Source organism: Streptomyces sp. NBC_01476 (genome assembly GCF_036227265.1).
Classification (GTDB): domain Bacteria; phylum Actinomycetota; class Actinomycetes; order Streptomycetales; family Streptomycetaceae; genus Actinacidiphila.
Map to the genome: position 1 here is coordinate 6,474,880 of NZ_CP109446.1, position 13,611 is coordinate 6,488,490.

The 13,611-nt window shown below is 70.9% G+C and carries 8 protein-coding genes; 5 read left to right on the plus strand and 3 right to left on the minus strand.

What is annotated here, in order from left to right:
• Positions 1–19: 19 nt before the first annotated feature.
• From OG552_RS28320 to OG552_RS28330, 3 genes are all read right to left on the minus strand, one after another.
• Entirely contained in the window at positions 20–898 is an 879-nt protein-coding gene (locus OG552_RS28320; protein ID WP_329137669.1) for an SDR family NAD(P)-dependent oxidoreductase, read from the minus strand.
• Entirely contained in the window at positions 895–1,530 is a 636-nt protein-coding gene (locus OG552_RS28325; RefSeq protein ID WP_329137671.1) for a carboxymuconolactone decarboxylase family protein, read from the minus strand. Before OG552_RS28325 ends, OG552_RS28320 begins: the two co-directional genes overlap by 4 nt.
• Before the next feature lie 276 nt (positions 1,531–1,806).
• Positions 1,807–3,354 (minus strand): GMC family oxidoreductase, encoded by a 1,548-nt coding sequence (locus tag OG552_RS28330; RefSeq protein ID WP_329137673.1) that lies wholly within the window; start codon positions 3,352–3,354, stop codon positions 1,807–1,809.
• A 289-nt stretch (positions 3,355–3,643) separates the two neighbouring features.
• Between OG552_RS28330 and OG552_RS28335 the strand changes: the two genes are divergently transcribed.
• Genes OG552_RS28335 through OG552_RS28355 form a run of 5 tightly spaced genes read left to right on the plus strand, consistent with a single transcriptional unit; the run spans position 3,644 to position 13,587 of the window.
• The gene (locus OG552_RS28335; RefSeq protein ID WP_443071054.1) at positions 3,644–5,620 is read left to right on the plus strand and encodes a CRTAC1 family protein; all 1,977 of its coding nucleotides are present in this window, start codon (positions 3,644–3,646) and stop codon (positions 5,618–5,620) included.
• A complete protein-coding gene (locus OG552_RS28340) occupies positions 5,620–6,636 on the plus strand; it encodes an enediyne biosynthesis protein (protein ID WP_329137676.1) in 1,017 nt (338 codons plus the stop codon). The genes OG552_RS28335 and OG552_RS28340 overlap by 1 nt, the downstream gene beginning before the upstream one ends.
• Entirely contained in the window at positions 6,633–12,539 is a 5,907-nt protein-coding gene (locus OG552_RS28345) for a type I polyketide synthase (RefSeq protein WP_329137678.1), read from the plus strand. The genes OG552_RS28340 and OG552_RS28345 overlap by 4 nt, the downstream gene beginning before the upstream one ends.
• Before the next feature lie 2 nt (positions 12,540–12,541).
• On the plus strand, positions 12,542–13,012 hold the full coding sequence (locus OG552_RS28350) for an acyl-CoA thioesterase (RefSeq protein ID WP_443071208.1): 471 nt from the start codon (positions 12,542–12,544) through the stop codon (positions 13,010–13,012).
• Positions 13,013–13,017: 5 nt separating this feature from the next.
• A complete protein-coding gene (locus OG552_RS28355) occupies positions 13,018–13,587 on the plus strand; it encodes a flavin reductase family protein (RefSeq protein WP_443071055.1) in 570 nt (189 codons plus the stop codon).
• Positions 13,588–13,611 lie beyond the last annotated feature (24 nt).

Sequence of the window (13,611 nt, forward strand, 5' to 3'; positions counted from 1 at the left end):
TTGGCAGGCGCGCGGCCCGTCAGGGAATGGGGAAGAAGAACCGGACGAAGTGTTCGAACAGCCGGTCCCCGATGGTCCACCGCATCTGCGGCAGCAGCCGGGACGGCATCCCGATCCGGTACCGGATCTTCGGGTTGTCGCTGCTCACGGCCTTCTCGATGACCTTCGCCACCGTCTCGGCCCGCACCGCCATCCGGCCCCGGCCGGTGGGCCGGTCGGTCTCCCGGTACGCGCCGTGCCAGTCGACGAAGTACTGCCAGAAGTCGTCGTACAGGCCGGTCCGTTCCTGTCCGGACATCCCGAGGTCGGCGACGGTCATCGGAACGAACCCGCCGAGCACCGGCGACGGCTCGATCAGCACCACCTTGATGCCGAACTTCGCCACCTCCAGCCGCAGCGAGTCACCGATGGCCTCCAGGGCGTGCTTGGTGGCCTGGTAGTAGCCGCGGCCGGGGGTGGCGAACTGGCCGAAGATGGAGGACATCATGACCACCCGGCCGCTGCCCTGCTCGCGCATGCCGGGCAGCACCAACTGCGTCAGCCGGCACAGCCCGAAGATGTTCGTCTCGAACTGGCTGCGCACCTCGTCGATCGGGGTCTCGCCGATCGTGCCGTTGAGGCTGTAGGCGGCGTTGTTGATCAGCGTGCCGACCGCGCCGTGCTCGGCGGTGATCTTCTCCACCACCGCCGTCATCGACTCCTCGTCGTTGACGTCCAGTTGCAGCACCCTGATGCCCTCGGCCGCCAGTCCGGCCAGCGCCTCGGTCCGCCGCGCGGTCGCGTACACCGGCCAGCCGGCCCGGTGCAGCCGCAGCGCGGCGGCGCTCCCGGTGCCGGAGGACATACCGGTGCTGGACGAGGCGCCGGTCAGCAGGATCGCGCGCGAGGGGCTGCTCACCGGGACTCCGCCAGCCGGTCCTCGGACACCGTGGCGCCCTCCGGCTGTGAGGCGACCCGGCTGCGGGTCACCGAGTTGCCCAGACCCAGGCCGTCCACCATGCGGTTGATGAAGGCGAACATGGCGGCGGTGAAGACCGCCTCCAGCATCTCCGCGTTGGACCAGCCCGCCGCCTCGGTCCTGGCCCAGTCCGCCTCGGTGATCCGGAAGGCGCCGGTGCCGACCTGCGTGACCAGTCGCATCAGCTCCTTGGTGCGGTCGTCGATCGGCAGCTCGTCCACCGAGTTCGCGGTCTCGATCGCGTCCGTCAGCTCCTGCTCGCCGCCGAACTGCGCCAGGAACCAGTTGTGGGTGCCCACGCAGTACGGGCAGCCGTTGACCTTGGAGCTCCAGGCGGAGATCATCTCGCGGGTCGCGCGCGGCAGCACCCCGTCGTTGAAGACGCCGCCGTAGCCGGCGATCACCACCTCCAGCAGGTCGGGCCGGCTGGACACCAGCCGGAACATGTCCGGCACGAAGGGAATGCCCATCCGCGACTTGATCAGGTCGTAGAGCTCGGCCGTACGGCCCTCGGCATCGGCTTCTTCCACCAGGGGGACGCGAACCGTACTCAGCACATTCGGATCGGTCATGGGTAATCGCCTTCACTTTCCGGTGGTGGGGCCGCCCCGCGGTCCGCTGCCGAATAAACGGGGGGAAAATGCGGGATTCCTGCCCGGCGGGCAATTGCGGCGTGGTTTTCCACCATGGTGACAGGAATACCGGGGGCGTCTCGTCTCTCAAATTGCTCTGCGCGCCCGGAGCCGCCGGCGCTCGCCGCCCGCCCGCGGGCCCGGACACGGACGCGCGAACGGCCGTCCCGGCGCGGCAGGGGCGCCGGAACGGCCGTCGCAGGAGGCCGGATCAGGTCACTCGGCGCGCAGCCAGTCCGCCAGCCGCTCGCCGATCATGATGGAGGTGAGGTTGGTGTTGCAGTTGACGATGCTCGGCATCACCGAGGCGTCGGCCACGTACAGGCCCGCCAGCCCGTGCACCCGCAACCGCTCGTCCACCACGGCGCCTTCGTCGTCGGCGGTGCCCATCCGGGCGGTGCCCACCGGGTGGTATCCGCTGTCCAGGCTCACCTTCACGTACTGCTCGACCATCGCGTCCTTCTCGATGAGCTTGTCGTTCAGCACGATGAAGCCGTCGCCCTGCTCGCGGATGCCGGGGTGGTTGGCCAGCTCCCAGCAGGTCCGCACGCCGTCCACCATCTTCTCCAGGTCCCGCTCGGTGGACAGGAAGCCGAGCGAGATGTCGGGTCCGGCCGCCGGGTCCGCGGAGACCAGCCGCAGCCGGCCGACGGACTCCGGCTGCTGGTCCACCACCATCACGCCGAGGATCATCGGCGCGCCGGCCAGCATCTGCAGCTCCGGGAACAGCTCCAGGTCGAAGTGGTTGACCATGTAGTACTGCATGTCGTTGAACGCCGTGGACCCCTTGGCGGTGGTCCGGACCATGGACTGCAGGAACGGTACGTTCTGGTCGACGGCGCCGTCCTTGGGCCGCATGAACACACCGGTCCGCGGGTGGTCCATCAGGTGCGCGCCGACTCCGGGCCGGTCCAGCCGCACCCGGATGCCGAGCCGCCTCAGGTCGTCGGCCGGCCCGATGCCCGAACGCATCAGCAGCGTCGGTGAGTTGACCGCGCCGGCCGACAGCACCACCTTGTGCGCCCGCAGTTCCTCCGGCTCGCCGCCACCCGCCGAGACCAGGACGCCGGTGGCGCGCTCGCCGTCGAAGAGCACCTCGTGCACCAGTGTCCCGGCCTGGATCGTCAGGTTCCGCCGGGCCCGCACCTCGCCGGTCAGGTAGGCCATCGCCGTCGAGACGCGGTAGCGCGGGTCGCGCCGGTTGGACGGGATCGGCCCGATGCCGGTCGCCTCCGGGTGGTTGTGGTCCGCGACCTCGGGGAAGCCCGCCGCCAGGCTCGCCTCGGTGAACGCCCGCTGCACCGTGGTCATCTCGTCGGGCCGGAAGCGGCGGATCGGCACCGGGCCGCCCTTGCCGTGGTACCGGCCGTCGAAGTCCAGGTCGTCCTCCAGCCGGCGGAAGTACGGCAGCACCTGGTCGTACGCCCACGCCGGGTTGCCCACGGCCGCCCACTGGTCGTAGTTCTCCGGTACGCCCCGCAGCGCGATGGTGGCACCGACCGCGGACGATCCGCCGGTGATCTTTCCGCGCGGGAACAGGATGCGCCGGCCGTCGAGGATCTCCGCGCGGTAGTGCCAGTCGTGCTTGCTCATCGACATCGCGTTGCCGTCGGTGATGTCGTGCGGAATGTCGGCCGGCTCGGGAAAGTCCGGGCCCGCCTCGATGAGGAGCACCGAACGGACCGGGTCCTCGCTGAGCCGGGTGGCGAGCGCCGCCCCCGCGGAGCCGGACCCGACGACTATCACGTCATACGTGTGCACCATGGATTCAACCTCGCCAGACAGGGATTCAACCGGGCCGATCTCCTCCGATTTTCACCGGAAGTCTGCATCCGGTCTTCTTCCAGAGTGCTCAGCGACAACCTCGGAAATCCGTTGTTCCCGATGGCTGCGCACCCGTTCGAACCCCAGCAACGTCAGAGAAACATGCCCTGCTCGGGCAAGGCATCCTCAAGTGTGAGGTCCAGCAGGTAATTGTCGACCGACGTTGTCGAATTAAATTCGTGACGGCCTGGCCGGCTCCCTTGTCGTCGTTCAAACGGAGGGAATTTGGATGTCGTACCGTCGACGATTCCGCAGACTCGTACCCGGGGTTGTCACCGTATTGGTGGCAGCCTCGCTGTTCTTTGTCGTCCGCGCTTCCGTGGCAGTAGCCGGAGGTGACGAGGCAGCCGCGGCGTACAAATTCAAGGAAATGCCGATCGCGATGCCTCCCGGCTACGAGTCCCAGCCGATGAACACGATCCGGAAAGTGAATCCGGCCTACGAGAAGATTCGCGCCTGGATCTCTTCGGTCGGTGCCAGCATCGCGGTCAACGACGTCACCGGACATGGACTGGCCGACGGCATGTGCATCGTCGACACGCGGACCAACGACGTCGTCGTCACCTACACCCCCACTGCCCGTCCCACCGACCGGTTCACCCCGTTCGTGCTGGACGGGAAGCCGTTGCCGATGGACGACACCATGGCGCCGACCGGCTGCACGCCCGGCGACTTCAACGGTGACGGCCGCACCGACTTCCTGGTCACGTACTGGGGACGGACCCCGGTGCTGTTCCTGGCCAAGTCCGACGCCACCACACCGTCCGTCGCCGCGTACACCCCGCGTGAGGTCGTCCCCTCGCAGTCCGTCGACGGCAGGTACCACGGCCCGCGGTGGAACACCGACGCCGCCTACGTCGCCGACCTCGACGGCAGCGGCCACCCGTCGATCATCATCGGGAACTACTTCCCCGACTCCGACGTCCTGGACCCGCACGGCCTCAACAACGTCCAGATGAACAACTCGTTGTCCAGCGCGAAGAACGCCGGCGGCGACCACGTGCTGCGCTACTACCGGTCCAGCGCCGGGACCGACCCCGACGCCACGTTCATCGAGGACAAGGACGCCATTCCGTACGCCGCCTCCACCGGCTGGACGCTGGCCATCTCCGGCGCCGACCTGACCGGTTCCGGCCTGCCCGACGTCTACATCGCCAACGACTTCGGACACGGCCACCTGCTGTACAACACCTCCACCCCCGGGAACATCCACTTCACCGAGGTGACCGGGCAGCGCACCCCGACCACCCCCAAGTCCTTCGTGCTCGGCAAGGGGTCGTTCAAGGGCATGGGCGTCGACTTCGGCGATGTGGACGCCAACGGCAGCTTCGACATGATGGTCAGCAACATCACCGTCGCCTGGGGCCTGGAGGAGAGCAACTTCCTCTGGGTCAACCAGGCCGGCAGCCCGGCCGCCGCCAAGAGCAAGATGCAGGCCGGTGTCGCGCCGTTCAAGCAGGAGGCGCAGGAGAACGGCGTCGCCTGGACCGGCTGGGGCTGGGACGCCAAGATGGGCGACTTCCTCAACGACGGCCGGCAGAACATCCTGCAGGCGGACGGCTTCGTCAAGGGCGACATCGACCGCTGGCCGTGGCTGCAGGAAATGGCCATGACCAACGACGACCTGCTGTCCAATCCGGCGATGTGGCCGCACGTCGGTCCCGGTGACGACCTGGCGGGCCACGAGGTGCTGGCCTTCTACGCCAGGACCGCCGGCGGCAAGTACGCCAATGTCAGCAAGCAGTTGGGCCTCGACGTCCAGATCCCGACCCGCGGCATCGCCACCGCCGACACCACCGGCACCGGCTCGCTGGACTTCGCGGTGGCCCGCCAGTGGGGCCCGCCGGCCTTCTACGCCAACCAGTCCCCGGCGCTGGGCCACGACCTGACGCTGCGGCTGTTCCGGCCGGCCCAGGGCGCGACCGCAGGACAGGGTCTGACCGCCCCCGGCTCGCCGGCCTACGGAGCCACCGTGAGCATCACCACGCCGGAAGGCAAGCAGATCGCCCAGCTCGACGGCGGCGGCGGCCACGGCGGCTTCCGCAGCTTCGACGTGCGCTTCGGCCTCGGCAGCTACTCAGGACCGGTCACCGCGCACTTCACCTGGCGCGACAGCCAGGGCGGTCTGCACACCACGACCCAGCAGCTCACCGCTGGCAGCCACACCCTCATGCTGACCGACGACATCCAGGAGGTGACGAGCTGATGACCGCGACCGAGACCGTCAACGCGACGCCGCACGCAGTCCGGCCCCGCACCAAGAAGAAGGAACCCAACAGAGACCCCCGCTATCTTGCGCTGCGCAACTTCGCGCTGTCCATGTCCGTGTTCAACGTCCTCGGTTACACCTTGCTCGGCTTCGAGCAGCCCTGGCTGTGGCCGGTCATCTGCGCCCCGTTCGCCTATGTCGTCGAGATCGCGCTGGAGCTGATCAGCGCCTGGGCCCAGGAGCGCAAGCCGCGCTTCCTCGGCAACGGCGCCCGCGGGGTGTACGAGTTCCTGCTGCCGTCCCACATCACCGCGCTCGCGGTGAACATGCTGCTCTACGCCAACAGCCGGCTGCTGCCGATCCTGCTCGGCGTGTTCATCGGCGTGGCCGGCAAGCATGTGCTCCAGGCCCCGGTCAACGGCCGGATGCGGCACTTCATGAACCCGTCCAACTTCGGCATCACGGTCTCGCTGGTGATGTTCGGCTCCTGGATCAGCATCGCCCCGCCGTACGAGTTCACCGAGAACGCCAACACCTTCTTCCGGGTCGGCATCCCGCTGGTCATCGCCACCGCGGGCACGGTGATCAACGCGATGCTCACCAAGCGGGTGCCGCTGATCGTCGGCTGGCTCGGCGGCTTCGTCATCCAGGCGGTGCTGCGGCACTTCATCTGGCACGTGGCGATCTGGTCCGCGCTCGGGCCGATGAGCGGCGTGGCGTTCGTGCTCTTCACCAACTACATGATCACCGACCCGGGCACCACGCCCTCCAAGGGCCGCAACCAGTTCGTCTTCGGCTCTTCGGTCGCCATGGTCTACGCGGTGCTGATGGTCTTCAACGTCGTCTACACGCTCTTCTTCGCCACCACGATCGTCTGCGGCCTGCGCGGCATCGGCTGGTGGGTGGCGCACCTCATCCAGCAGCGCGCCCGCAAGAACAGCGCGGCCGGCGGCCCGGTGGAGCAGACCGCGGAACCGGAGCGCCCCACGGGCAGCGAGGCGGTGGCCGCATGACCGTACGCGACTTCCGGCCGGTCACCACGGCCGATGACGAGGAGCGTCCCCAGGCAGGGCGGATCGCGGTGGTCGGCATCGCCTGCCGCTATCCCGACGCGGAGAACCCCGAAGAGCTGTGGCAGAACGTCCTCGCGGGCCGCCGGGCCTTCCGCAAGCTGCCCGACGAGCGGATGCGTGCCGAGGACTACTACTCGCCCGACCCCACGGCCCCCGACCGCTTCTACAGCGCCAAGGCCGCGGTGATCGAGGGCTTCGAGTTCGACCGGGTCCGCTACCGGGTGGCCGGCAGCACCTTCCGCTCCACCGACATGACCCACTGGCTCGCCCTGGACACCGCGGCCCGCGCGCTGGAGGACGCCGGTTTCCCGTTCGGTGAGGGGCTGGAGGGTGCCAACACCGGCGTCATCATCGGTAACACCCTGACCGGCGAGTTCAGCCGGGCCAACCTGATGCGGCTGCGCTGGCCGTACGTCCGCCGCACCGTCGGCGCGGCGCTGCGCGAGCAGGGCTGGGACGACGCGGCGCTCACCGCCTTCCTCGACAACCTGGAGCAGCGCTACAAGAGCGCCTTCCCGCCCATCGGCGAGGACACCCTCGCGGGCGGCCTGGCCAACACCATCGCCGGGCGGATCTGCAACCACTTCGACTTCAAGGGCGGCGGCTTCACCGTCGACGGCGCCTGTTCCTCCTCGCTGCTGTCGGTGTCCACCGCGTGCGACGCGCTGGCCGGCGGCAAGATCGACGTGGCGGTGGCCGGCGGCGTCGACCTGAGCATCGACCCCTTTGAGGTGATCGGCTTCGCCAAGACCGGCGCGCTCGCCACCGGCGAGATGCGGGTCTACGACAAGGGCTCCAACGGCTTCTGGCCCGGCGAGGGCTGCGGCATGCTGGTCCTGATGCGGGACGAGGACGCCCGCGCGCAGGACCGCTTCCGCTACGCCACCATCGCCGGCTGGGGCTACTCCTCCGACGGCAAGGGCGGCATCACCCGGCCCGAGGCCAGTGGCCACCGGCTCGCCCTGCGCCGCGCCTACCGCGCGGCCGGCTTCGGTATCGAGACGGTCGGTTACTTCGAGGGCCACGGCACCGGCACCGCCGTCGGCGACGCCACCGAACTGCGGGCCTTCTCCGAGGCTCGCCGGGACGCCGCCGCGACCCGGCCCGCCGCCCTCAGCACGGTCAAGGGCAACTTCGGCCACACCAAGGCGGCGGCCGGCGTCGCCGGACTCCTCAAGGCGATCCTCGCCGTGCGCCACCAGGTGATCCCGCCCGCCACCAGCCACGTCGACCCGCACTCCGAACTGACCGGTCCGGCGCCCGCGATGCGGGTGCCGGACCGGGCCGAGCTGTGGCCGCAGGGCGCGCCCATCCGGGCCGGAGTCTCCTCCATGGGCTTCGGCGGCATCAACGCGCACGTCGTGGTCGAGCACGCCGACGGCGTGCGCCGCACCGGCGTGCCCGCCGTCGCCCGGCGGCTTGTCGCCTCCCGGCAGGATGTGGAGCTGCTCCTGCTCGACGGTGCCGACCCGGACGAACTGCAGCAGAAGGCGACCCGGCTCGCCGAGTTCTGCGCCCAGCTGTCCTACGCAGAACTCGCCGACCTGGCCGCCACGTTGCAGGGCGAACTGGCCGACCGGCCCCTGCGTGCCGCAGTGGTCGTCGCCTCACCCGAGCAGGCCACCGAGCGGCTGACCGCGCTGGCCCACCTGCTGGCCTCCGGGGTCCGGTCCGCGGTGCACACCGCCCGCGGGGTCTTTCTCGGCAGCGCCGGGTCCGCCCCCCGGATCGGCTTCCTCTTCCCGGGCCAGGGCGCCGGAAAGCGTGGCGACGGAGGCGCACTGCGCCGTCGGTTCGCCGCCGTGGACGAGCTGTACGACCGGCTGGCGCTGCCGACCGACGGCGACCTGGTCGCCACCGACGTGGCACAGCCGCGCATCGTGGCCGCCTCGGTGGCGGGCCTGCGGATACTGGACATCCTCGGAATCGAGGCGGTCCGGGCCACCGGGCACAGCCTCGGCGAACTGACCGCCCTGCACTGGGCGGGCGCCATGGACGAGCCCACGGTGCTGCGGGCGGCGGCAGCCCGCGGTCGTATCATGGCCGAAGCCAGCGACGGCGACGGCACGATGGCGGCGCTCACCACGACACCGGCGCTCGCCGAGGCGCTGACCGTCGGCGAACCGGTGGTGATCGCCGGCTACAACAGCCCGCAGCAGACGGTGGTGTCCGGTCCCGCCGCGGCGGTGGAACGGGTCTGCGCGCTGGCCGCCGGACAGGGCGTCGGCGTCACCCGGATCAACGTCTCCCACGCCTTCCACTCCCCGGCCGTCGCCCCGGCGGCGTCCGGATTCGCCGAGCACCTGGCGAACGAGCGGTTCGGCACGGTCGGTGACGGCATGGTCTCGACCGTCACCGGCGGGCTGCTGCCCGCCGACACCGACGTGGTGGACCTGCTCACCCAGCAGATTCTGCGACCGGTGCGGTTCACCGAGGCTCTCCAGCAACTGGCCGGTGACGTCGACCTGCTGATCGAGGTCGGCCCCGGCCACGTGCTGAAGTCGCTGGCCGCCGACATCGCGCCCACCGTGCCCGCGGTCGCCACCGATGCGGACGCCCTGTCGCTCAGCGGGCTGCTCGGCTCGGTCGCGGCCGCTTGGACGATGGGCGCGCCCGTCCGGCACGACCGGCTGTTCACGAACCGGTTCACCCGGCCGCTGCCGCTGGACAAGGAGTTCCGCTTCTTCGCCAGTCCCTGCGAGGCCAACGGCGAGGACTTCGTACTGGAGCAGCCGGAACCGGTCACGCCGCCCCAACTCACCGCCCTCGCGGCCGGCATCGACAGCGCGGTCGCCGGCGCGGCACCGAACGGCGGCGGGGAGACCGCCTCCAGCCTGGAGGTACTGGTCCGGTTGGCCGCCGAGCGGGCCGAACTTCCGGTCGAGACCGTCGACCCGGCGGCCAACCCGCTGGACGAACTGCATCTCAGTTCCATCACCGTCGGCCAGATCATGAACCAGGCCGCCCAGGAGCTGGGCATCGGCGCCCCCATGGTCACCACCGCCTTCGCCACCTCGACCCTCAGCCAACTCGCCGAGCTGCTTGACGAGTTGGCCGAGCAGGCGCCGGACGGCGACCGCCGGCCGGCCACCGCACCAGGTGTCGCGCCGTGGGTGCGGCCGTTCCTGGTCGATCTGACACCGGCCGAAACGCCGGCCGGCGCGGCGGACGGACCCGGCGGCGAGTGGGAGGTCTTCGCCTCCGAACGGCACCCGCTGGCCGGACCGCTCGCCGAGCGGCTGCGCGCGTCAGGGCCTGGCAGCGGCGTTCTGCTGGCGCTGCCCCGCGACTGCGACCAGGAGCACACCGGCCTGATGCTCGCCGCCGCCAGGGCCGCGCTCGACCCGGCTCGCCGCGCCGCGGGCACCCGGCTGGTCGCGATCGGCGACCGCAGGGGAGCCGCGGGCCTGGCCAAGACACTGCACCTGGAGGCCCCGGACATCCCCGTCACCGTCGTGACGCTGCCGCTGCCCGAGGACCTGCCGGCCGACCGCGCCGACGCGCTCAGCGAGAGGATCGCCGCCGACACGGCGGCCACCACCGCGTTCAGCGAGGTGCACTACGACGCAGACGGAGTACGGCGGGTGCCGGTGCTGCGGGTGGTGGACATCGAACCCGATCCCGCCCACCAGGCGCTCGGCAGCGATGACGTGCTGCTGGTCACCGGCGGCGGTAAGGGCATCACCGCCGAGTGCGCGATCTCGCTGGCCGGTGAGGACGGCGCGGCGGTCGGTCTGATGGGCCGCTCCGACCCGGCCGAGGACGCCGAACTCGCCGACAACCTGGCCCGGATGAGAGCAGCGGGGGTCCGGGTGCACTACGCCAGGGCCGATGTGACCTCCGCCGACCAGGTCAAGGCGGCGGTCGGCGAGATCACCCGCGCGCTCGGCCCGGTCACCGGCCTGCTGCACGGCGCGGGCCGCAACGAGCCGCAGGCGCTTGCCACCCTCGACGAGGACTCGTTCCGCCGTACCCTGGCCACCAAGATCGACGGCGTGGAGACCGTCCTGGCCGCGATCGACCCGGCGGCGCTGCGGCTCTTCGTGACCTTCGGCAGCATCATCGGCCGGGCCGGACTGCGCGGCGAGGCGGACTACGCGACCGCCAACGACTGGCTCACCGAACTCACGGTCCGCTTCCAGCAGGAATACCCCGACTGCCGTTGCCTTGCTCTGGAGTGGTCGGTCTGGTCCGGCGCCGGTATGGGGGAGCGGCTGGGTGTGCTGGAGGCGCTGGTCCGCGAGGGCATCGAGCCGATACCCGCCGACCAGGGTGTGGCACTGCTCGGCCAGTTGCTGGCCACCTGTACCACGCCGCCGGCCCTGGTCGTGATGGGCCGGGCGGGCGGGCTGCCGACGATCACCCTGGAACAGCGCGAACTGCCGCTGCTGCGCTTCCTGGAGCGCACCCAGGTGCACTACCCCGGCATCGAACTGGTCGCGGACTGCGAACTCAGCGCCGGCGGAGACCTCTACCTGCCCGACCACCTGCTCGACGGCGACCTGCTCTTCCCTGCCGTCCTCGGCATGGAGGCCATGACCCAGGCCGCCACCGCGCTGACCGGCCGGCAGGACACCCCGGTGCTGGAGAACATGCGGTTCCTGCGGCCGATCGTGGTTCCGGTGAACGGCGCGACGACCCTGCGGGTCGCCGTCCTCGCCACTGGCCCCGACACCGTCGAGGCGGTGGTGCGCAGCGGTGAGACCGGCTTCCAGGCCGACCATTTCCGGGCCACCCTGCGCTTCGGCACCTCCCTGCCGGACGGCGAACCGGTACCCGTCACCGACCAGGTGCCGCGGGTGCCGCTGGCCCCCGGCGAGCTGTACGGGCCGGTGCTCTTCCAGGGCGACCGCTTTCAGCGGCTGCTCGGCTACCGGGACCTGGCCGCCAAGCACTGCCTGGCGGAGATCGACGACACCCCGCGCTCGGACTGGTTCGCCGGCTACCACCCGGGCGACCTCGTCCTGGCCGACCCCGGTACCCGGGACGCCCTCATGCACTCCATTCAGGCGTGCGTACCGGAGGCGACCCTGCTGCCGGTGAGCGTGGAGCGGCTGCACCTGGCCGCCGCGTCCGCCGCCCGTACCGGCCGGCTGCTGTTCCTCGACGCGCGCGAGCGCTCCCGGGACGGCGACAGCTACCTCTACGACCTTGACGTCCGCGACGAGGCGGGCCTCCTGGTCGAACGCTGGGAGGGCCTGCTGCTCCAGGCGGTCCGCAAGCAGGACGGCGCCGGTCCCTGGCTGCCCGCACTGCTCGGCCCGTTCCTGGAACGGCGGGTGGAGGCGGCCTTCGGTCACCCGGTGCGCTGCGTCGTCCTGCCCGGCGGCGCGGCGGCCGGCTCCTCGGTCGAGGAGCGGCGGCAGCGCACCGCGCAGGCGGTGAGCTGGGCGCTGGGACGTACCACCGAGGTGCACCACCGGCCCGACGGAAGGCCGGAACTGGCCGACGGCCGGCGGATGTCGTCCTCGCACGCGGCGGGCGTCACCTTCGCCGTGGTCGCCGAGCACGCCGTCACCTGCGACGTCGAGGTCGCCGCCGAGCGTCCGGAGAGCGAGTGGGCAGGGTTGCTGGGAGCCGATGGCCTGGCGCTGGCCAGCCTCCTCGCCGAGGGCCGCGGCGAGCCGCTGAGCCAGGCCGCCACCCGGGTGTGGGGCGCGGTGGAGACGCTGCGCAAGGCGGGCCGCGCGGTCGCGTCGCTGAGCCTGGACGGCGACGCGGGACTGCCCGCCGGCTGGGTGGCCTTCCGCGGCGGCGAGCACCGCGTCGTCACCTTCCTGACCACCCTGGACGGCGTCGCCGATCCGGTGTCCTTCAGCGTGCTGACCGAGGGGACCCGATGACCCTGCCGGACTACTACGAGTACCGCCACCTGGTGGGCTTCGAGGAGACCAACCTCGTCGGCAACGTCTATTACGTCAACTACCTGCGCTGGCAGGGCCGTTGCCGGGAGATGTTCCTGCGGGAGAAGGCCCCCGGCGTGCTCGCCGACATCCGCGCGGACCTCAAGCTGTTCACCCTGAAGGTGGACTGCGAGTTCTTCGCCGAGATCACCGCGTTCGACGAACTGTCCATCCGTATGCGGCTGCTGGACCTGACCCAGACCCAGGTCGCCTTCACCTTCGACTACGTCCGCCTCGGGCCGGACGGGGGCGAGTCGCTGATCGCCCGCGGGCAGCAGCGGATCGCCTGCATGCGCGGCCCGAACACCGACACGCGCCCGACCAGGGTTCCCGAGCCGCTCCGGCTCGCCCTGGTCCCCTACGCCGTCCCCGGCACGGCGACCTCCCTGACCGTCACCACCACCGCGGGGTGATTCCCATGTCCACCGTCCAACCGGCCTCCGTACCGCTGCCAGGCCCGCTCGACCTGCCACCGCTGCCCGTAGAGGCACCCGAGGCGGACGTCCACGACCGCCGCGCGCTGCGCGGGGTGCTGGGGCGTTTCGCCACCGGGGTGACCGTACTGACCGCGGGGCGCGACACCCCGCGGGGTATGACGGCCAACTCCTTCACGTCCGTCTCGCTGGAGCCGGCCCAGGTGCTGGTGTGCGTGGTGAAGTCGGCGGCCATCCACCAGACCGTGCTGGCCGAGCAGGCGTTCGCGGTCTCGGTGCTCGGCCGTGACCAGGAGTGGGTGGCCCGGCACTTCGCCGACCACGGACGCCCGCGCGGGACACGGGAGTTCGCCGCTGTCGAGTACCAGCCCGGACGGCACACCGGCGCTCCCGTGCTCGGCCACGTCCAGGCGTGGCTGGAGTGCCGGCTCAGCGCCGTCCACGAAGGGGGCGACCACACCATCTTCGTGGGCGCCGTCCTGGGGGCCGGCCGCTCCTCTGCGGAGGACCCGCTGCTGTACCTCGGCGGGGCCTTCCGCCGGCTCGCCGACTGACCGCGGCACCTGAGGAAGCCCCCC